Here is a 19569-nt window from a genome sequence, read left to right as displayed (position 1 = left end):
TTCCGCATGTGGCGGCACAGGCGTAGCCTCCACGCTCTGAACAGGGTTCCGCAGGACCCTCCAGGACACCATGATCTGGGGAGCCGAGATGAGACGGAACGCAGTGTTCGCCGTGGGAACCGCGGCGGCTGGCGTACTGATCGCAGCACCGCTTGCGCCGGCGGCCACACCGACCGACAGCACCGAGCTGCGCGAGGCCGTGACCACGGCCGGCATCATGGAGCACCTGACGGCGTTCCAGGAGATCGCCGACGAGAACGGCGGCACCAGGGCCTCGGGGACGCCGGGCTATGACGCCTCGCTGGCGTACGTCAAGGACCTGCTCGATGCCGCGGGCTATCAGACCACCGTGCAGGAGTTCCTGTTCGACACGTTCGAGGAGCTGGCCGCGCCGACGTTCGAGCGGGTGTCGCCCGCGCCGGCCACATACGCCGAAGGCGACGACTTCCTCACCATGGAGTACTCCGGTAGCGGCGACGTGACCGGCACTCTGGTGCCCACCAACGACATCCTGATCCCGCCGCCGTCGCAGCCCGGCTCCACCAGCGGCTGCGAGGCCGCCGACTTCGCGCCGGCGTCGGCCACCGAGCCGCAGGTCGCGCTGGTCCAGCGCGGCTCGTGCGACTTCACCGTGAAGGCGGCCAACGCGCAGGCCGCCGGCTACGACGCCGTCGTGATCTTCAACGAGGGCCAGGAGGGCCGCACCGAGGCCGTCGCGGGCACGCTCGGCGCCGACACGGAGGCGACGATCCCGGTGCTCGGCGCGAGCTTCGCCGTCGGCGCGGACCTGTACGCACGGACCCAGACCGGCCCGGTGACGGTGCACATCGAGACGTCGACGCTGATCACCCACGACGTCCCGACGGCCAACCTGCTGGCGACCACCGGCGAGGGCCGCGGCGACCGGCAGGTCGTCGTCGGCGCGCACCTGGACTCCGTCGCGGAGGGCGAGGGCATCAACGACAACGGGTCCGGCTCCGCGCAGAACCTGGAGATCGCCCTGCAGCTGGCCGAGCTGGACGTCACGCCGCGCAACCAGATCGTGTTCGCGTGGTGGGGTGCCGAGGAGTCCGGGCTGATCGGCTCGCAGTTCTACGTCGACTCGCTGACCCCGCGCGAGGTCAAGAACACCGCGGTGAACCTGAACTTCGACATGGTCGGCTCGCCGAACTATGTGCGGTTCGTCTACGACGGCGACGCGTCGGACACCGACTCGCTCGGCTCGACCGGTTCCGGCGTCGTGGAGGATGTGTTCACCGACTACTTCGCCGGTCAGGGCCTCGAATCCGAGCCGACCGCGTTCGACGGGCGGTCGGACTACGACGCGTTCATCAGCGTGGGCATCCCGGCCGGCGGCCTGTTCAGCGGCGCCGAGGGCGTGAAGACGGCCGAACAGGCGGCGATCTACGGCGGTACCGCCGGTGTGGCGTACGACCCCTGCTACCACGCCGAGTGCGACGACATCGGCAACCTGTCCGAGCAGGCGCTGGACGAGTTCTCCGACGCCGCGGCGCACGCCACGCTGACCTTCGCCATGACCACGTCGGCCATCGAGGGCACCGGCAAGGGCACCGCCACCGGCCAGTCGGAGCCGTTGTTCCGCGGGCCGCACCTGCGGCGCTGAGACGGCCGGCGAACCGGACGGCCCGGATGCCGTGGGGGCGGCGTTCGGGCAGTTCGGGCCACTTGCGAGAATGACGCGGTGACCAACGACGACGTGCCGCGCAGTGCGGAGCTCTTCGATCGTGCGCGGGCCGTCACGCCCGGCGGGGTCAACTCGCCGGTGCGGGCGTTCCGGGCCGTCGGCGGGACACCCCGGTTCATCCAGCGTGCCACCGGACCCTACCTCTACGACGCCGACGGCCGCGAGTACGTCGACCTCGTCGGCTCGTGGGGGCCGATGATCCTCGGCCACGCCCACCCGGCGGTCGTCGAGGCGGTCCGCGCGCAGGTCTCGCTGGGCACGTCGTACGGCACACCCACGCAGCCCGAGGTCGAGCTGGCCGAGGAGATCGTCGCCCGGACCAGCGTCGAGCAGGTCCGGCTGGTCTCCAGCGGCACCGAGGCGACGATGAGCGCGATCCGGCTGGCCCGCGGCGCCACCGGCCGCACGAAGATCGTGAAGTTCGCCGGCCACTACCACGGTCACGTCGACGCCCTGCTCGCTCAGGCCGGCAGCGGGGTCGCGACGTTCGCGCTGCCGGACACACCGGGCGTGACGGGGGCCAGCGCGGCCGACACGATCGTGCTCCCGTACAACGACACCGGCGCGGTGAAGGCGGCGTTCGCCGAGCACGGCGAGCAGATCGCCGCCGTCATCGCCGAGGCCGCCGCCGGCAACATGGGCGCCGTCGCGCCGGTCGACGGGTTCAACGCGTTCCTCCGCGACACCGCCCACGAGCACGGCGCCCTGCTGATCCTCGACGAGGTGATGACGGGGTTCCGGGTCTCCCGCTCGGGCTGGCACGGCCTCGACGGCGTCACGCCGGACCTCACCACGTTCGGCAAGGTCATGGGCGGCGGCTTCCCGGCCGCGGCGTTCGGCGGCTCGGCCGACGTGATGGGCCTGCTGGCGCCGGCCGGCCCGGTCTACCAGGCCGGCACGCTGTCCGGTAACCCGGTCGCGACGACGGCCGGCCTGGCCACGCTGCGCCTCGCCGACGCCCGGGTCTACGCCCACCTCGACGCGACCGCGAGGCAGGTCGGCGACCTCGTCGGCCAGGCGCTGACGGCGGCCGGCGTCGCGCACCGCGTCCAGTACGCAGGCAACCTCTTCAGCGTCTTCTTCACCGACGGTGACGCGCCCGTGACGGACTTCGCCGCGGCCAAGCGCACCAGCACGAAGCGGTTCGGCGCGTTCTTCCACTCGCTGCTGGAGTCCGGCGTCTACCTGCCGCCGTCGGCGTTCGAGGCCTGGTTCGTCAGCGCCGCCCACGACGGCCGCGCGATCGACCGGATCGGCGCAGCGCTGCCGGCGGCCGCCGCGGCCGCCGCCCGGGCGGAGGCGGCATGAGCGAGCTGACGCGGGTGCACCTGCTGCGCCACGGCGAGGTGCACAACCCGTCGAAGGTGCTCTACGGCCGGCTGCCCGACTACCACCTGTCCGAGCTCGGCATCGCGATGGCCGAACGGGTCGCCGCCGCCGTCGCCGACCGCGACATCACCGTGCTGGTCAGCTCGCCGTTGGAGCGCGCCCAGGAGACCGCCGCACCGCTGGCCGAGAAGCTCGGCCTGGAGGTCCGGCTGGACGACCGGCTGCTCGAGGCGCTGAACGTGTTCGAGGGCCTGACGTTCGGCGTCGGCGACGGCTCGCTGCGGCGCCCGCGGCACTGGCGGCACCTGCGCAACCCGTTCACGCCGTCGTGGGGTGAGCCGTACCGCGACATCGCTGCCCGGATGCTGGCCGCGATGAGCGACGCCCGCCGCGAGGCGGCCGGCCACGAGGCCGTGCTGGTCTCGCATCAGCTGCCGATCTGGACCGTCCGCAGCTTCATCGAGGGCCGCCGCCTCTGGCACGACCCGCGCCGGCGCGAGTGCGCGCTGGCCAGCCTCACCACCGTCACGTACGAGGACGAGACCATCGTCTCGGTCGCCTACAGCGAGCCCGCCGGCGACCTGCTGCCACGAGCCGGCAAGCCCTTCTCAGCGGGTGCCTGATGCGACGAACCGTCCTCCTCGCCGCCGCTGCGGCACTGACGCTGGCCGGCTGCTCCGACGGCCAGGTCGAGCGCAACGACAACGCCAACCAGGCCGGCTACATAGCCGGCGACGGCACCATCAGCGTCTTCGACCCGCCCGAGCGGGCCGCGGCGCCCGACTTCGGCGGTGAGCTGCTCGACGGCGGCGACTTCCGGCTCGCCGACCAGCTCGGCGACGTCGTCGTGCTGAACATCTGGGGCTCCTGGTGCCCGCCGTGCCGCAAGGAGGCGCCGGAGCTGCAGGCGGCCTACGAGGCGCTGCAGCCCGAGGGCGTCCAGTTCGTCGGCGTCAACGTCCGCGACACGAACGGCACCCGCGCGCCGCTGCAGTTCGAGGACGAGTTCGGGATCACCTACCCGAGCGTCTACGACCCGAAGTCCGAGGCACTGCTCGCGTTCCGCGACACCGTCCCGCCGCAGGCCATCCCCAGCACGCTGGTCATCGACCGCGAGGGCCGCATCGCCGCGCGCATCCTGGGCGCGACCGGCGAGACGACGCTCACCGACATCGTCCGCGAGGTCGCGGCCGAGGCCCCGCCGGCGGAGGGCACCGCTGAGGAACCGTGAGCTCCTTCGGCGAGACCGTCCTGACCGGTTCGCTGGCACTGGCCGTGCCGGTGGCGGCGCTGGCCGGGCTCGTCTCGTTCCTCTCGCCGTGCGTGCTGCCGCTGGTGCCGGGCTACCTGGGCTACGTCACCGGGCTGTCCGGCGCGGAGCTGGCGGCCGGCCGGCGCGGCCGGCTGGTGCTCGGCGTGCTGCTGTTCGTGCTCGGGTTCAGCGTGGTGTTCGTCTCGTACGGGCTGCTCTTCGGCGGCCTCGGGACGTTGCTGCTGGAGCACGGCGAGACCATCACCCGGGTGCTCGGCGTGGTGACGATCGGGCTGGGGCTGCTGTTCGCCGGCTGGCTGCCGGGGCTGTCCCGGGACTGGCGCACCGAGGCGCGGCCGGCGGTCGGGCTGGCCGGCGCGCCGCTGCTGGGCGCGGTGTTCGGCATCGGCTGGACGCCGTGCATGGGGCCGACGCTGGCCGCCGTCCAGGCGCTGGCGATCACCGAGGCCAGCGCCGGCCGGGGCGCGCTGCTGTCGTTTGCGTACTGCCTGGGCCTGGGCGTCCCGTTCCTGGTGGCGGCGCTGGCCTACCAGCGGGCCACCCGGTGGTTCCAGTGGATCCGCCAGCACCAGCTCGCCGTCATGCGCATCGGCGGGATCATGCTGATCGTGCTCGGCGTGCTGCTGGTCACCGGGCAGTGGAGCGAGCTGATGACGTCGATGCAGGGCTGGATCGGCGGCTTCGAGGTGGCGGTGTAGGAATGGGCACACGATGACGACGACGCCGATGGACACCCGCCCGCCGGTGGACAACCGGCCGCCGCCCCTGAACGGGCTGGAGCTGGCCCGCTGGGCCTGGCGGCAGCTCACCTCGATGCGGGTCGCGCTGATCCTGCTGTTCCTGCTCGCCGTCGCCGCCATCCCCGGCTCGATCATCCCGCAGACCGAGGCCAACCCCCTCAACGTCCGCGACTTCCGCGCCCGCAACCCCGAGCTGTCGCAGTGGTACGACCGGCTCGGCCTGTTCGACGTCTACTCCACGCCGTGGTTCGCGGCCATCTACATCGCGCTGATGATCTCGCTGATCGGCTGCATCCTGCCGCGATGCTGGCAGCACTGGAAGGCGATGCGGGCGCAGCCGCCGAAGGCGCCGCGACGGCTGACCCGGATGCCGGCGTATCGGAAGGTCGAGGTCGACGCGACGCCGGACGAGGCGCTCGCCGTCGCCCGGGCCGAGCTGCGGTCGCGTCGGTTCCGGCTGCGCAAGCCCCTAGAGGACGAGGCGGACTCCGTCGGTGCCGAGATCGGCTACCTGCGCGAGACCGGCAACTTGCTGTTCCACCTGGCGCTGGTGGTGGTGCTGCTCGCGGTCGCGCTCGGCGGGCTGTTCAGCTACCGGGCGACGGTGCTGGTGACGGAGGGCTCGGGCTTCTCCAACCAGGTCATCCAGTTCGACAGCCTGTCCGCCGGCGCGCTGTTCGACACCGCCGACCTGCCGCCGTTCTCGATGGACCTCGACGAGTTCCGGATGGAGTTCGTCGAGTCCGGCAACCAGATCGGGCAGCCCGCCGACTACGAGGCGACGGTGACGCTGGTGCGCGAGCCGGGCGCGGAGCCGGAGACGCACACGATCCGGGTGAACGAGCCGCTGAACATCGACGGCACCTCGGTGCACATCATGAGCCCCGGCTACGCGCCCGCGTTCACCGTCCGGGCCGCCGACGGCGAGACGATCCTGGCCGAGGGGCCGGTGCCGTTCCTACCCCGGGACGGCAGCTTCACGTCGGAGGGCGTGGTCAAGGTCGAGGTGCCGCCGGAGTACGGCGACGACATCGGCATCCAGGCCGGCTTCCTGCCGACCGCCTTCCTCGACGAGAACGGGCCGCGGTCGGTGTTCCCCGGCGCGCGCAACCCCGAGGTGTACCTGACCGCGTGGCACGGCGACCTCGGCCTCGACGACGGCCAGCCGCAGTCGATCTACCGGCTCGACACCGAGGACATGGAGCAGTACTTGGGCGACGGCGGCGAGCCGTACCGCGCGCGGCTGCCCGTCGGCGAGACGGTCGGACTGCCCGACGGCCGCTCCATCACCTTCGACGGCTACGTGACCTGGGTGAACCTGCAGATCGGCCGCAACTCCGGCCGCGAGCTGGCGCTCGTCGGCGGGGTGGCGGCGGTGATCGGGCTGATGGGCTCGTTGTACGCGCGCCGGCGCCGCGCCTGGGTGCGTACGAGCGTCGGACCCGAGGGGCGTACCGTGGTCGAGGTCGCGGGGCTGCACCGGGCCGAGGGCTCGTCCGGCGATCGCCTCGCCGACGAGATCGGCGCCATCACCGATGGGCTGTTGCTGCGCCTTGGCGGCGCGGAAGGAAAGAGGGAGGACTGATGGACCTCGATGCCGTCGCCGAGTGGAGCCGCTACGTCGTGGTGGTCGCGACGCTCGGTTACCTGGCGTCCTGGCTGGCCTTCTGCGCCGAGGCCGGCATCCACAGCCGTCGCCGCCGCGCCGTGACGGAGGCCGCGGCCGAGCCGGAGCGCGAGCTGGTCGGCGTCGCCGCATCGGCGTCCGCCGCACCGGCCGACGAGGCGACGGCGTCCGCTCCGTCCGGTCCGGGCGACGCGGAGCTGCAGGAGCGGGCCGACCGCCTCGGCGGCCTGGGCCGCGGGCTGTTCGCGCTGACCACCGTCGCGCTCGCCGCCGGTGTCGTCATGCGCGGCCTCGGGACCGAGCGGGCGCCGTGGGCGAACATGTACGAGTTCTCCATCACCGGCACGCTGGTCGCCTCGATCGTCTTCATCGCCCTCGCCCGCACCGTCGTCGGCCGCGTCGTCGCCGTCTGGGCGGTGCTGCTGATCTTCGTCACCGTCGGGCTCGCGTCGACCTTCCTCTACGTGCCGCCGGGCCCGGTGCAGCCGGCGCTGCAGTCGTACTGGCTGGTCATCCACGTCGGCTGCGCGGTGCTCGCGTTCGGCCTGTTCACCGTCGGCGCCGTGGTCAGCGCGCTGCAGATCGTGTCCGAGCGGGCCGCCGAGCGCGGCCGGACCACGGGCTTCGGCGCGTCGCTGCCGGAGTCGGCCGGGCTGGACCGGCTGGCCTACCGGCTGACCGCGATCGCGTTCCCCATCTGGACGTTCGGCCCGCTCATCCTCGGCGCGATCTGGGCCGAGGTCTCGTGGGGCCGGTACTGGGGCTGGGACCCCAAGGAGGTGTGGGCGCTGATCACCTGGCTCGCCTACGCCGCCTACCTGCACGCCCGGGCGACGGCCGGCTGGAAGGGCTCGAAGGCGTCCGTGGTCGCGCTGATCGGCTATGGCACGGTGCTGTTCAGCTACTTCGGCGTGAACATCCTGTTCAACGGCCTGCACTCGTACGGCGGTCTCTGACCGTCGCTGCCTGCCGGCGAGGACGGCTCGCGGCTCGCGGTCAGCGGGAGTCGTCCTCGTCGTCGGTGTGCTGGCGGGCCTCGTCCTCGCGCTTGCGAGCCTCGGCCTGACGGTTGCGCTCGGCCTCCTCGGCAGCGGCCTCGGCGTCCTTCTTCCGCTGGGCCTCGGCCTCACGGCGACGCAGGTCCGCCTCCCACTGGTGCAGCATCTGCTCGTGCTTGGTGTCGCTGTCGCGCAGGCGCCGGAGGAACTCCGGGTCGTCGTCCGGCGCGAGCGGCCGCGGCGGCGGACCGGCCGGGCGCTGCGGGCGGTTGCGCTGCTTACCCATCGCGAGCCAGAGGATCGGCCCCACCAGCGGGATCAGCACGATGATCGCCAGCCAGGCGCCGCGGTTGAGCGACCGGAACCGGGCGGAGTCGGTCTGCAGGCAGTCGATCAGCGCGTACACGAGCAACGCGATGGCGACCACGATTGGTAGTACCCGACCCACCGTGCGACCTCCCCGGTCGAGCTGTGTCCCTTTCCACCAGCCTAGGTGGTGCCGAGGGCGTATCGCACCCCGGACCGGGTTCGGCTTGTCCGAGCGAGCGGAACCGGGCCGGGGCGCGGGTCAGGAGAAGAGCCGGCGACGCACCCCATGTACGGCGCGCAGGGCCGCCGCCTGACGGGCCCGCTCCGCCTCCCGGCGCAGGTCGAACCGGGTGATCCCCACCACGTTGCGGGCGCGCTTCGGGGCGCTGCGAGGATGGAGCGCCATGGACACCGTCGATGCGAGTCTTGTCGCCGCGTTGCGAGCCAACGGCCGCGCGTCGTATGCGGAGCTGGGGAGGCTGGTGGGCCTGTCCGGGCCGAGCGTCCAGGAGCGGGTGCGCCGGCTGGAGGAGCGCGGCGTGCTCACCGGCTACCGCGCCACCGTCGACCCGGCGGCGCTCGGCCTCGGGCTGACGGCGCTGATCGGGCTGGTGCTGTCGGACTCCGCCGGGCACGAGGAGGTCGGCGCACGACTCGAGGACGTCCCCGAGGTCGAGGACTGCTGGTTCATCGCCGGTGACGAGGCCTACATGCTCAAGGTCCGGCTGGCCGACGTCGAAGGGCTGGAGCGGCTCCTCGGCCGTCTGGTGCGGATCGAAGGGGTCGCCCGCACCCGGACCACGCTGGTCATCTCCACCCGGTTCGAGGACCGCCAGGTCGACCCGGCGCGGGCCGAGCTGGTGGGCAGCTGATGGCGGGCCTGGTCAGTCTCGACGACGTCCGCGCGGCGGCCCGCCGGCTCGACGGCGTGGCCGTGCGGACGCCGCTGGTCCCGGCGCCGTGGTCCGGCGGCGAGCTGTGGCTCAAGCCGGAGGGCCTGCAGGCCACCGGCGCGTTCAAGCTGCGCGGCGCGTTCAACGCCGTCGCCCTCCTCGACGACGACGCCCGCGAGCGCGGCGTCGTCACGCACTCCAGCGGCAACCACGCGCAGGCGCTGGCCTGGGCCGCCCGCGCGCAGGGCATCGCGGCCACCGTCGTCATGCCCGACGCCGCCGCGCCGGTGAAGGTCGAGGCGACCCGGGCGCTCGGCGCCGAGGTGATCATGGTGGCGCCGCCGGAGCGCGACGGCCGGGTCCGCGAGCTGGTCGCCGAGCGCGGTCTGACGTTCGTCTCGCCGTTCGACGACGCGCGGGTCATCGCCGGCGGCGGCACGGTCGGGCTGGAGATCGCCGCCGACCGGCCCGACGCCGGCACCGTCCTCGTCCCGGTGGGCGGCGGCGGCCTGATCTCCGGCGTCGGCGTCGCGATCAAGGCGCTGGCGCCGGGCACCCGCGTCGTCGGCGTCGAGCCCGAACTCGCCGCCGACGCCCGCGACAGCCTGGCCCGTGGCGAGCGCGTCGCCTGGGACCCCGCCGACACGTACCGGACCATCGCCGACGGTGTCCGGCTGCCCGTCGTCGGGGAGCTGACCTGGGAGCACATCCGCCGTCACGTCGACGAGATCGTCACCGTGTCCGAGGACGCGATCCTGGCCGCGATGCGGTTGCTGGCCGTCCGCGGCCGGATCGTCGCCGAGCCGACCGGCGCGCTCACGACCGCGGCGTTCCTGGCCGAGCCGGACCGGTTCGGCGTGGCCGTCGCCGTCGTGTCCGGCGGGAACGCCGACCCGGCGCTGCTGGCCCGGGTGCTCACGCCGTCTTGAGCGCGAACCCCTCGTCCAGCCAGCCGGTGACGCCGCCGATCATCTTCTTCACCGGCCGCCCGAGCCGGGCCAGCCGCAGCGCCGCCTTGTCGGCGCCGTTGCAGTGCGGGCCGGCGCAGTAGACGACGAAGACCGTCTCAGGCGGGTAGCCGGCGAGGTTGCGCTCGACGATGCGGCCGTGCGGCAGGTTCGTCGCCCCGGGGACGTGGCCGGCGGCGTAGAGCTCCGGGCTGCGCACGTCGAGCAGCACGAAGTCCGCCGTCCCGGTGGTCAGCGCGTGGTGCACGTCCCAGCAGTCGGTCTCGTACGCGAGCAGGGCGGCGAAGTGCGCGGCGGCCTGGTCCGGTGGCGCGGGTGGGATCGTCGTCATGGCGTCGACGCTACGGCGGTTGGTGCGGATTCCGGCAGAGGCTCTCATCGGTCTTGGGCGCGGATCCGGCGGGGAAAGCCCGGTATCTTTCCGGCATGGCCGACGATTCCCCCGTCACGCTCGACCGCGTCGACTGGCAGCTGCTCGAGCACCTCCAGCGCGACGGCCGGATCGCCGTCGCCGAGCTGGCCCGCCGCGTCAACCTCGGCCCGACCGCGACGGCGGACCGGATCCGCCGTCTCACCGACCTCGGCGTCATCGCCGGCTTCCGGGCCGAGCTGGATCTGGAGCGGATCGGCTACACCGTCATCGCCTACGTCCGGCTGCGCTACCCGTCGGGCAACTACCGGGCGCTGCACGCCGAGCTGGAGCGCACCCAGGAGCTGCTGGAGTGCCACCACGTCACCGGCGACGACTGCTTCGTGCTCAAGGTGGCCGCGCGGTCGATGCGGCACCTGGAGGAGCTGACCGGCCGGCTGGCCACGCTGGGCAGCATCACGACCTCCGTCGTGTACTCGTCGCCGCTGGTTTCGCGGCTGATCACCCGGCCGCAACCCGGATCTGCCAGCGTCGAACGGTGACGGGCCTGCTGCTGCTCTTCGTCCTGGTCGTGCTGGGCGGCATCGGATCGGCGGTCGCCGTGGTGCTGAACGACCGCCGTCGCCGGCCCGACGTGGCGCGCTACGAGCTCGGCCGCAGCTTCGACCGCACCGACACCGCACTGCTCACCGGCGGGGTCGCGCGCGCCATCGACGTGGCCGTCCTCGAGCTGGTCGATCGGGAGCTGGTGCGGGCCGAGGACGGACGGCTCACCGTCACCGACGAGGTCGACCGGATGCTCGACACCCCGATGGAGAGCCCCGAGTACAAGCCTGGCTACGGCTTCGACGAGGCGATGATCCTGGTGTCGGTGCGGGCCAAGGGCCGGCAGGGCCTCGACGCCGTTCGCCGCGACGCGCTGAAGTGGAACCTGCGCCGCCGACTGCGCACGCTGGCCGACCGCGAGCTCCTGGTGACGCCGCTGCGCCGCCAGTGGGGGCCGGGGATCGTGTGGGTGCCGACTCTGCTCGGCATGTTCTTCTGCTCGATGGGCCTGATCACGACGGCCAACCCGCTCGAGGAGAACGAGGGGCCGGCGGCGGTCACAATCCTCGCCTGGCTCCCGGTGTCGATCCTGACGGCGTTCATCTGGAGCCGACGCCCGGGCTACCACGGCCCCGATCCGCGGACGGCGCTCGGGCGCGACATCGTCGAGCTCCTGCAGGCCGAGCTGCCCGCCGACGCCCCGCAGGCGCAGCGGGTCGCCGTCGGCGGGTTCGCCGCCATGACCGACGACGCGCTGCGCCGCGCGGTCCAGGGGAACGCCGTCGAGTCGCGCTGGAGCATGCCGCACGGCCGGCGCAGCGACCGCTACGGCGTCAACGCGGTCGTCGCCGCCGACGCGGGCATGACCAGCGGCGGCGGCGACGGTGACGGAGGCGGTGACGGCGGCGGCGGGGACTGAGCTCAGCTCAGTGCCGGGATGACCTCCTTCTCGAACAGCTCGACGCCGCTGAGGTCGTACGCGGCCTCCGGGAAGTAGCCGATCGCGTAGCTCATGCCCTGGGCCTTGAACTTCCCGATGGCCTCGGCGACCTGCTCCGGCGTCCCGGCGGTCGGGTTGTCGTCGCGGTACGGCCGCATCTTCTCCGCGACGACGTCGGGCGTCATGAAGCGGCCGAGGATCTCCTCGATCCGGGCCAGCTTCGCCTCGACCTCGGCCTGGTTGGCGCCGATGACGACGTTGAAGTTCATCGAGCGGGTGATGGAGTCGTAGTCGGTGCCGAGGTCGAGGCAGTGCTGCGCCAGCACCTGCGACTTGTGCGCGAACACCTCCGGCGTGCCGCTGAAGTTCGTGTGGGTGGTGTAGCTGCGCGAGCCGGTGTACTCCGCGCCGCGGGCGTGCTTGGCCGCGATGCGCAGCGTCACCTTCTCGCCGCCGCCGGCGATCCACAGCGGGATGCCGTCCTCCTGCAGCGGCAACGGCCGGCAGATCGCGCCGTCGACCTGGTAGTGCTCGCCGGCCAGCGTCGCTGTCCCGTTCGTCCACGCCTGTCGCATGATGTCGACGCCCTCGTCGAGCATGGCCAGCCGGATGCCCGCGCGCGGGAAGCCGAACCCGTAGGCGCGCCACTCGTGCTCGTACCAGCCCGCGCCGATGCCCATCTCGACCCGGCCGCCCGAGATCACGTCGGTGGTCGCCGCGACCTTCGCCAGGTAGGACGGGTTGCGGTACGCCATGCACGTGCACATCTGGCCCAGCCGCACCCGCCGCGTCGCCGCCGCGAACGCCGCCATCAGCGACCACGCCTCGTGCGTCGCCTCCTCGGTCGGCACCGGCGTCGTGTGGAAGTGGTCGTAGACCCAGATCGACTCCCACGGCCCGGCGTCGGCGTGCTGGGCGATCCGCAGCATCGTCTCCCAGTGCTGCTTCGTGTCGATGTCGACGAGGTCCAGCCGCCAGCCCTGTGGGACGAAGAGTCCGAACTTCATGGAAGAGGTCATGGGCTCACGTTAGGTCACGGCGGTGAACGGCCGGAGACGAGCCTCCGCTTTTCGGCGAGGCTGCGGCGAGGAACGCGACGCCGCCCGGATATTCGCTGGCGCCGCCCGCGCCGGCGGGACCACACTGACGGCGATGCTGATCGATCACTTCCCGGTCCTGGGCCTGCGGCTGCGCACGCCACGGCTGGAGCTGCGGCTGCCCACCCACGACGAGCTGGCCGCGCTGGCGGAGCTGGCCGTCGAGGGCGTTCACGGGCCGGACCTGATGCCGTTCGGCGTGCCGTGGACCGAGCTGCCGCCCGACCAGCTGGCCCGCCGGGTCATCCAACGGCAGTGGAAGCGGCTGGCCGAGCTCAGCCCGGAGTCGTGGGCGCTGAACCTGGCCGTCTTCGCCGACGGTGTGCTGGTCGGCGTCCAGGAGCTCGAGGCCGACGACTTCGCGATTCGGCGCGAGGTCCAGTCGGAGTCGTGGCTCGGCCTGCGGCACCAGGGGCGGGGCATCGGCACCGAGATGCGCGCGGCGGTGCTGCACCTGGCCTTCGCCGGGCTGGGCGCCGAGCAGGCCGTGTCGACGGGCTACCTGGACAACCACGCGTCGCTGCGGGTGTCGCGCAAGCTCGGCTACGCCGAGAACGGGATCGGCCGGGGCATCGCGCGTGGCAAGGTGGCGCTGGAGCAGCGGTTCCTGCTCACCCGGCAGGCGTGGGACGAGCATCGGGACGTCGACGTGACGATCGAGGGGCTCGAGCCCTGCCTGCCGCTGCTTGGGGGTGGCTGACGGATCCTCGGCGGCGCGGATCGACGCCCAGACGCCGACCAGCTGCGTTGCCGTCGTCGCCCGATGGCACCGCATCGATCTCCTCCGGCGCCTTGCTGGATCGACGCCTGGACGCCGCCCGCATCCGCCAATATCCGTCAGACACCCCCAGGCGCCGGAAGGGGTTGACGATCGAACACCTGTTCGATAGCGTCTTCCCATGGTCCTTCCGAACACCACCCGGGCGGCCGGCTACGGGCAGCGGCCGAGTCGCTCCTCCAGGCCACCACCCTCCCCGGGGTGATCGACAGAGGCCGCCGCCGGCCTTCCCCCGTCGCGGGCGGCGGCCCCTGTCGATTTCCGGCGGCGTAGACTGCGAAGCGTCATGGCCGTTCTCCGATACACGCTGCTGCGCGCGCTGGTCTTCGCCGTCGTCGCCGCGCTGCTCTGGCTCGTCGGGCTGCGCGGGCTGGTGCTGGTCGCGTCGGGGCTGGTGCTCTCCGGCCTGCTGAGCTTCTTCGTGCTGCGCGGCAGCCGAGACCAGGTGTCGATCGCCTGGGACCGGCGGCTGCGGACGATCCGCGAGCGCACCGCCGCAGAGGACGCCTGGGACGACGAGCAGCGGGCCCGGGCCGAGGCCGAGGCGCAGCGACCCGGCCGTCCGGACGAGCCGCGCGAGGCGTAGCGACGCGTAGCCCGGGACGCGTGCGAACCCGCTGGTTGGGTACGTCCGCGTCATGTCTGACGATCGGCGCACGAAGCCCGGGGCCACCCCTGGCGAAGACCCCCGGGAGATAGATCGCGAGCGCCTCGGCGACGACGCGCTCGCCGAGATGGACGCCTACGAAGGCGTCGCGCACCCGCAGCCGGCCACCGGTGAGCAGCGGCTCAGCTCCGACGCACCCGGCCGTGACCTGCACGAACTCGACGACGCGGCCGATGTCCCGGAGCTCCGGGACGAGAGCTGACCACATACCGAGAAAAATCTTGACAGGGCGCGTCATGATCCGGCTGCCCCCCTGTCTTGTGGGTCAGACGGCACCGCGAGGAGCCGTCCTCACACAGGAGGTTTCAGATGATGACTGACGAGTACGAGCGCGCAGCCGAAGAGGCCAAGAGGGTCAAGCGCGGCCGGCACCGTGGCGAGTCGCAGTCGCTGCTGCAGGACCTGCGGGCCGCCATCGTCGCGCGGATCCCGGCCGAGGACCGCGGCCACGCCGGTCCGCGTCGCGCCCGCCGGCACGCCTGAGGTGCGGGCGGCCGCACCCGTTCCGTTATCCGACCCGCGGACGGCCGCAGCCGGCGGTCGCCGCTCGATACCGACCCGGCCCGGCGGTGGGCTAACCCCTCAGCCCACCGCCAGGCCGATGGTCAGCAGGACCGCGAAGACCAGCTCGGTCAGCCCGGTCCGCTTCAACACCGGGATCAGGTCCCGGCCGGTCGCCCGCCGGATCACCGGGAGAGCGGTCACCACGGCCAGTGGGGCGCACAGCAGCGTGAGGGCGCCCCACGGCCGGTCGGTGACGGCCAGCGCCGCCACGATCAGGAACGGCGCCGTCATCAGCAGCACGTAGAGCATCCGGCTGCGTCTCTCGCCGAGCGTCACCGCCAGCGTCCGCTTGCCGCTCACCGCGTCCGTCCCGATGTCACGGATGTTGTTCACCAGCAGCAGCGCGCAGGCCAGGCAGCCGATCGCCACCGCCGACACGAACGACGTCCACGTCAGCCGGTCCGCCTGCACGTACGTCGTCCCGGCGACGGCCACCAGGCCGAAGAACACGAACACCGAGATCTCGCCGAACCCGCGGTAGCCGTACGGGTTCCGGCCGCCGGTGTAGTACCAGGCCGCCGCGATCGCCAGTGCGCCGACGGCGAACAGCCACCAGTGCCCCGACCACGCCACCAGCGCCGCGCCGGACACACCCGCCGCGACGAAGCTCCACAGCGCCGCCGCCTTCACCGCCCCCGGCCGGGCCGCGCCGGAGCCGACCAGCCGGAACGGGCCGACACGGTGCTCGTCGGTGCCGCGGATGCCGTCGGAGTAGTCGTTGGCGTAGTTGACGCCGATCTGCAGGGCCAGCGCGACCACCAGCGCCAGCGCCGCCTTGCCCAGGTGCGCCGCGTCGGCCGCCGCCGCTGCCCCCGTCCCGGCCAGCACCGGCGCGACGGCGGCGGGCAGGGTCCGCGGCCGGGCCCCCTCGACCCACTGCGCGGGCGTCGCCATCAGGCGTCCGCCAGTCCCAGCCGGGCCGCCAGCGCGCGGCGGTCGGTCTTGCCTCCCGGCAGGGTGGGCAGCTGGTCGAGCACGTGCAGCTCCTTGGGTGCGTAGGCGACGGGGTGCCGCTCGCGGACGTGGGCGCGGACGTCGTCGAGGGACGGGGGGTTCCCGGGATCGGCCGGCACGACGGCGACGACGACGCGCTCGCCCCAGTCGGCGTCGGGGACGGCGACGCTGAGCGCCTCGGCGACGCCCGGATGCCCGGCGACGGCCAGGTCGACGGCGGCCAGCGGGACGTTCTCGCCGCCGGACACCGCGACGTCGTCGGCCCGGCCGCGCACCGTCAGGCGGCCGTCGTCGTCGAGCTCGCCGAGGTCGGACGTGGTGAACCAGCCGTCGTCGAAGTCTTCGGCGAGGTCGGGGCGCAGCCGGTAGCCGCTGGCCAGCATGGGCCCGGCGAGCCGGATCCGCCCGCCGGCCGTCAACTCGACCCGTACGCCGTCGAGCGGGACGCCGTCGTAGACGCAGCCGCCGCAGGTCTCCGTCATGCCGTAGGTGGTGACGACCTCGACGCCGGCCTTGCGGGCCCGCGCCAGCAGCGCCTCGTCGGCCGGGCCGCCGCCGACCAGCACCGCGTCGTAGCCGGTCAGCGCCGACAGCGGCGCCGCGCCCGCGTCCAGCAGCGCGCTGAGCTGCCGCGGCACCAGCGCCGTATAGCGCCGCTCGCGGCCGGCGAAGACCTTGACGCTCGCGGCGGCGAACAGCTCCGGGTCGAACCCGCCGGTCAGGTCGACGGCGACCGGCTCCGTCCCGGCGACGACCGACCGGGCCAGCACCATCAGCCCGGCGATGTGGGTGGCCGGCAGCACGAGCAGCCAGCGGCCGGGCCCGCCGAGGCGGTCCAGCGTGGCCGTGGCGGACGCCCGGACGGCGGCGGCGCTCAGCAGCGCGCCCTTCGGCCGCCCCGTCGACCCCGACGTCGGCACGATGAACGCGACGCCGTCCTCCAGCGGCTTGCGCGGCGCGAACTCCGTCAGCAGCTCGTCGCGGACCGCGGCCGGCCCGGCCGGCAGCGGCAGCAGCGCGTCGCCGCCGCTCAGCGCGGCTGCGACCGCGGGCAGCAGCCGCGGCACGACCGCAGGCCGCAGCGGCACCTCGACGGTGATGAGGGGACGGTTCGGAGTGTGCATCGCCTCATCACCCTAGACGCACCCGGCCGGCACCTGGGTCACTGCTCGGTGCTCGTCACGCAGTTCAAGTTCGCCTGCGTCGGCCAGCCGCCTCCGAGGAACTCCTGCGGACTCATGGTCACGTCGCCACGGTGCCCGACTGGTCCCGGCGAGGTGTGCTCCGAAAGAAGCTCTCGACCGCCGACCAGACCTCAGGCCGCTCACCATCGACTCGCTCGCCGACCGGAGGCGCCACGACCTGTACAGCACTCTCCAAACCCTCGTAGGCAGGCCGCGGCCCCACCGACGCGACTCGCTTACGGCTGGCTGCGGCAGCGTCCCTGCAGTGCTCCAGTCGACGCCCGGCGAGCGGTTCGACCCAGGCCGGGACGTCGACCACCGAGTCCTCCAGATCCAGAAGCGCGGTCTTCGGATCTGCGAGCCGGTCCATCACGATCACGCCCCTGCACCAGGTCAGCGCGGCTCGGTCAGCGGTGCCGACGAGCCAGGTCTTCAACCCAAGGTCAAGAGCGTGGATGGCAATCCGAGGCTTGCCCTGAACGAGCGCGGAGACGGCGTACAGGATCCAGGTGTCCGGAAGCCAGGCGCCGCCGCCCCATCCGATCCAACTCTTCGTCCAGTCGTAGATCGGGCGCCAGTCGCCATCCTGAACACCGCGGAGTGCCTTCTCGCGGCATTCGGCTCCCCACGCGGCAATGTCGCCGCCCGGAACCTTCGCGGGATCGAACGTCATTTGCGGCTCCATGGATGACGAGGCAGCGAGGTCAGCGACTCGGCGCCGGCATTCGGCTCGGGGTCATCACCTGTACTCGGCGACGACCTCGATCAGGCCGACGATGTGCCGGTTGAACTCGTCGAGGTCCTCGGCCGGGATCCAGTACTCGAGGATCGTCTGCCCGCCGGCCTGCTGGACGTCGTACCGGTCGAGGAAGGGCTTCTCGACCTCGAACCGGGTCACGTAGCCGACGCCGCTCGCCTTGACGTTCCAGTCGCGGGCGATGCGGGTCGCGTAGTCCTCGTTCAGCACGGGGTAGAAGATCGGCTGGTCCGGGAGTCTCGGCGGCCACTCGCGCCAGCCGGAGGCGGCGACCAGCTCGAGCTCCTCCGGCCCCGTCGGCCGCCACAGCGTCACGGTCTGCATCGGCGGATCCTCTCAGAGGTGCGCGTCCTCTACTCGTATCCCGTCGCGGTGACGATCAACCCAGCGAACAGTGCCCACGAGGCAACTTCTTGCTCCTCAGCCGCACGATCGATGACGCGGGCGAGCGCGAACGCGCTGAGCCCATCCAGGAATCGCTCCAGCGTGTTGTTCTCCCACTCGCGGTGACCCGACTCGGCGAAGTCCGCGAGCACGGCGCGGAGGAACTCACCGAACTCGTCTCGCGTCGTCGCCCGCTCAGGGTCAGCGTGAGTCGCACGACCGGTCGCCCACGACGGATGGTCCAGCGAGTCCGCGAGCGCACCGAACTGCGCGGCGAGTCGCTCGAAGATCTGCTGGGGTCCCCGAAGTTCGAAGGGCACCAGGTCGACGCGCTCCGTGATGTTCCGGATCGCGAGTACCTCAGCCCGGCTCAGTCGGACCTGAGCGACGTCCTTGCCGACCGACTGGATCTCCATGCTCAGAAGTACCAGGGGAACCGGGACCAGTCGGGCGCGCGCTTCTCCAGGAACGCGTCGCGGCCCTCGACCGCCTCGTCGGTCATGTAGGCGAGCCGCGTCGCCTCGCCGGCGAAGACCTGCTGGCCGACCATGCCGTCGTCGACGGCGTTGAAGGCGAACTTGAGCATCCGCTGCGCCGTCGGGCTCTTGCCGTTGATCTTCGCCGCCCACTCCAGCGCCACGTCCTCGAGGGAGGCGTGCGGGACGACGGCGTTGACCATGCCCATCCGGTGCGCGTCCTGCGCCGAGTACTCGTCGCCGAGGAAGAAGATCTCGCGGGCGAACTTCTGCCCGACCTGGCGGGCGAGGTAGGCCGACCCGTAGCCGCCGTCGAAGGAGCCGACGTCGGCGTCGGTCTGCTTGAACCGGGCGTGCTCGGCGCTGGCCAGGGTGAGGTCGCAGACGACGTGCAGGCTGTGGCCGCCGCCGGCCGCCCAGCCGGGCACGACGGCGATGACGACCTTCGGCATGAACCGGATGAGCCGCTGCACCTCCAGGATGTGCAGCCGCCCCGCCCGCGCGGCATCGACGGTCTCAGCGGTCTCGCCGCTGGCGTACTGGTAGCCGGACCGGCCGCGAATCCGCTGGTCGCCGCCGGAGCAGAACGCCCAGCCACCGTCCTTCGGCGACGGCCCGTTGCCGGTCAGCAGTACGCACCCCACGTCGGGCGTCATGCGGGCGTGGTCGAGCACCCGATACAGCTCGTCGACGGTGTGCGGCCGGAACGCGTTGCGCACCTCGGGCCGGTCGAACGCGATCCGCACGGTGCCGCGGTCGTGCCCGTCCTCGACATGGCGGTGGTAAGTGATGTCGGTGAGCTCGAAGCCCTTGACCGGGCGCCAGCGGGACGGGTCGAACGGTGCGGTCGTCACGCGTTTCTCCTATGTCAAGCCGCTGCTGTGAGGTTCGGCGCGGTTGCGGTTGATGGGTTGTTCTTCAGGGTGTTGAAGACGGTTCGGGCGAGTCGTCGTTTGAGGGCTCGCAGGGCTTCGGTGGTGGTGTCGCCGGTGGCGATGCGTTTGTTGTAG

General features: G+C 72.5%; 25 protein-coding genes. 15 read left to right on the top strand and 10 right to left on the bottom strand.

Going from position 1 to position 19569, the window contains the following annotated elements:
• The first annotated feature begins 88 nt into the window (after positions 1-88).
• The 7 genes from C1I92_RS13675 (at position 89) to ccsB (ending at position 7630) form a co-directional block, all read left to right on the top strand.
• Positions 89-1624, top strand: a complete 1536-nt coding sequence (locus C1I92_RS13675) for a M28 family peptidase (RefSeq protein ID WP_111255259.1) — start codon at positions 89-91, stop codon at positions 1622-1624.
• A gap of 78 nt (positions 1625-1702) precedes the next feature.
• Positions 1703-3013, top strand: coding sequence for a glutamate-1-semialdehyde 2,1-aminomutase (hemL, locus tag C1I92_RS13670; protein WP_111255217.1), 1311 nt, complete (start codon positions 1703-1705; stop codon positions 3011-3013).
• A complete protein-coding gene (locus tag C1I92_RS13665; protein ID WP_111255216.1) occupies positions 3010-3657 on the top strand; it encodes a histidine phosphatase family protein in 648 nt (215 codons plus the stop codon). Before hemL ends, C1I92_RS13665 begins: the two co-directional genes overlap by 4 nt.
• A complete protein-coding gene (locus C1I92_RS13660; protein WP_111255215.1) occupies positions 3657-4265 on the top strand; it encodes a TlpA family protein disulfide reductase in 609 nt (202 codons plus the stop codon). The genes C1I92_RS13665 and C1I92_RS13660 overlap by 1 nt, the downstream gene beginning before the upstream one ends.
• Positions 4262-5005 carry a cytochrome c biogenesis CcdA family protein gene (locus tag C1I92_RS13655; RefSeq protein ID WP_111255214.1) on the top strand — a complete coding sequence of 248 codons (744 nt, stop codon included), beginning with the start codon at positions 4262-4264 and terminating at the stop codon, positions 5003-5005. Before C1I92_RS13660 ends, C1I92_RS13655 begins: the two co-directional genes overlap by 4 nt.
• A 13-nt stretch (positions 5006-5018) precedes the next feature.
• Positions 5019-6632 (top strand): cytochrome c biogenesis protein ResB, encoded by a 1614-nt coding sequence (resB, locus tag C1I92_RS13650; RefSeq protein WP_111255213.1) that lies wholly within the window; start codon positions 5019-5021, stop codon positions 6630-6632.
• Positions 6632-7630 carry a c-type cytochrome biogenesis protein CcsB gene (gene ccsB / locus C1I92_RS13645; RefSeq protein WP_111255212.1) on the top strand — a complete coding sequence of 333 codons (999 nt, stop codon included), beginning with the start codon at positions 6632-6634 and terminating at the stop codon, positions 7628-7630. The genes resB and ccsB overlap by 1 nt, the downstream gene beginning before the upstream one ends.
• Positions 7631-7670: 40 nt before the next feature.
• Here ccsB and C1I92_RS13640 read toward each other — a convergent pair whose 3' ends face one another.
• The gene (locus C1I92_RS13640) at positions 7671-8099 is read right to left on the bottom strand and encodes a PLD nuclease N-terminal domain-containing protein (protein WP_199521198.1); all 429 of its coding nucleotides are present in this window, start codon (positions 8097-8099) and stop codon (positions 7671-7673) included.
• A 141-nt stretch (positions 8100-8240) separates the two neighbouring features.
• Positions 8241-8387 carry a hypothetical protein gene (locus C1I92_RS33815; protein WP_158564122.1) on the bottom strand — a complete coding sequence of 49 codons (147 nt, stop codon included), beginning with the start codon at positions 8385-8387 and terminating at the stop codon, positions 8241-8243.
• Between C1I92_RS33815 and C1I92_RS13635 the strand changes: the two genes are divergently transcribed.
• Positions 8386-8853: an Lrp/AsnC family transcriptional regulator gene (locus C1I92_RS13635; RefSeq protein ID WP_111255210.1), complete on the top strand. Its 468-nt coding sequence runs from the start codon at positions 8386-8388 to the stop codon at positions 8851-8853. The genes C1I92_RS33815 and C1I92_RS13635 overlap by 2 nt on opposite strands.
• Positions 8853-9803, top strand: coding sequence for a threonine ammonia-lyase (locus C1I92_RS13630; RefSeq protein ID WP_111255209.1), 951 nt, complete (start codon positions 8853-8855; stop codon positions 9801-9803). The genes C1I92_RS13635 and C1I92_RS13630 overlap by 1 nt, the downstream gene beginning before the upstream one ends.
• On the opposite strand, the gene C1I92_RS13625 is transcribed toward C1I92_RS13630, so the two are convergent.
• Positions 9790-10173, bottom strand: coding sequence for a rhodanese-like domain-containing protein (locus C1I92_RS13625; protein ID WP_111255208.1), 384 nt, complete (start codon positions 10171-10173; stop codon positions 9790-9792). The two genes, C1I92_RS13630 and C1I92_RS13625, sit on opposite strands and share 14 nt — an antisense overlap.
• 95 nt (positions 10174-10268) lie before the next feature.
• Between C1I92_RS13625 and C1I92_RS13620 the strand changes: the two genes are divergently transcribed.
• Positions 10269-10754, top strand: coding sequence for an Lrp/AsnC family transcriptional regulator (locus tag C1I92_RS13620; protein ID WP_111255207.1), 486 nt, complete (start codon positions 10269-10271; stop codon positions 10752-10754).
• Entirely contained in the window at positions 10751-11677 is a 927-nt protein-coding gene (locus tag C1I92_RS13615) for a TIGR04222 domain-containing membrane protein (RefSeq protein WP_158564121.1), read from the top strand. The genes C1I92_RS13620 and C1I92_RS13615 overlap by 4 nt, the downstream gene beginning before the upstream one ends.
• Positions 11678-11679: 2 nt before the next feature.
• Here the strand turns inward: C1I92_RS13615 and C1I92_RS13610 are convergent, their stop codons facing one another.
• Positions 11680-12705, bottom strand: coding sequence for an LLM class F420-dependent oxidoreductase (locus C1I92_RS13610; RefSeq protein ID WP_111255205.1), 1026 nt, complete (start codon positions 12703-12705; stop codon positions 11680-11682).
• A 145-nt stretch (positions 12706-12850) separates the two neighbouring features.
• On the opposite strand from C1I92_RS13610, the gene C1I92_RS13605 reads away from it, so the two are divergent.
• The 4 genes from C1I92_RS13605 to C1I92_RS33810 all read left to right on the top strand — a co-directional run bounded on the left by C1I92_RS13605 (position 12851) and on the right by C1I92_RS33810 (position 14723).
• Positions 12851-13495, top strand: a complete 645-nt coding sequence (locus tag C1I92_RS13605) for a GNAT family N-acetyltransferase (RefSeq protein ID WP_111255204.1) — start codon at positions 12851-12853, stop codon at positions 13493-13495.
• A 364-nt stretch (positions 13496-13859) separates the two neighbouring features.
• Positions 13860-14159 (top strand): DUF4229 domain-containing protein, encoded by a 300-nt coding sequence (locus C1I92_RS13600; protein ID WP_111255203.1) that lies wholly within the window; start codon positions 13860-13862, stop codon positions 14157-14159.
• Between the two features lie 52 nt (positions 14160-14211).
• Positions 14212-14442, top strand: a complete 231-nt coding sequence (locus C1I92_RS13595) for a hypothetical protein (protein WP_111255202.1) — start codon at positions 14212-14214, stop codon at positions 14440-14442.
• A gap of 107 nt (positions 14443-14549) precedes the next feature.
• The gene (locus C1I92_RS33810) at positions 14550-14723 is read left to right on the top strand and encodes a hypothetical protein (RefSeq protein WP_158564120.1); all 174 of its coding nucleotides are present in this window, start codon (positions 14550-14552) and stop codon (positions 14721-14723) included.
• A 99-nt stretch (positions 14724-14822) separates the two neighbouring features.
• On the opposite strand, the gene C1I92_RS13590 is transcribed toward C1I92_RS33810, so the two are convergent.
• The 6 genes from C1I92_RS13590 to C1I92_RS13565 form a co-directional block, all read right to left on the bottom strand.
• A complete protein-coding gene (locus C1I92_RS13590) occupies positions 14823-15698 on the bottom strand; it encodes a 1,4-dihydroxy-2-naphthoate polyprenyltransferase (protein ID WP_111255201.1) in 876 nt (291 codons plus the stop codon).
• The gene (gene menE, locus C1I92_RS13585) at positions 15698-16882 is read right to left on the bottom strand and encodes an o-succinylbenzoate--CoA ligase (protein ID WP_111255200.1); all 1185 of its coding nucleotides are present in this window, start codon (positions 16880-16882) and stop codon (positions 15698-15700) included. Before menE ends, C1I92_RS13590 begins: the two co-directional genes overlap by 1 nt.
• Before the next feature lie 118 nt (positions 16883-17000).
• Complete coding sequence (locus C1I92_RS13580; protein ID WP_111255199.1) at positions 17001-17615, bottom strand: hypothetical protein; 615 nt, start codon at positions 17613-17615, stop codon at positions 17001-17003.
• A gap of 66 nt (positions 17616-17681) precedes the next feature.
• Positions 17682-18023, bottom strand: a complete 342-nt coding sequence (locus C1I92_RS13575; protein WP_111255198.1) for a hypothetical protein — start codon at positions 18021-18023, stop codon at positions 17682-17684.
• A 29-nt stretch (positions 18024-18052) separates the two neighbouring features.
• Positions 18053-18499: a DUF7660 family protein gene (locus C1I92_RS13570; RefSeq protein WP_111255197.1), complete on the bottom strand. Its 447-nt coding sequence runs from the start codon at positions 18497-18499 to the stop codon at positions 18053-18055.
• A 2-nt stretch (positions 18500-18501) separates the two neighbouring features.
• Positions 18502-19413 carry a 1,4-dihydroxy-2-naphthoyl-CoA synthase gene (locus tag C1I92_RS13565; RefSeq protein WP_111255196.1) on the bottom strand — a complete coding sequence of 304 codons (912 nt, stop codon included), beginning with the start codon at positions 19411-19413 and terminating at the stop codon, positions 18502-18504.
• Positions 19414-19569 lie beyond the last annotated feature (156 nt).

This window comes from Jiangella anatolica (assembly GCF_003236295.1).
GTDB lineage: Bacteria > Actinomycetota > Actinomycetes > Jiangellales > Jiangellaceae > Jiangella > Jiangella anatolica.
Note: the sequence above shows the minus strand (reverse complement) of the source record. Positions and strands in the feature narration are given on the sequence as shown.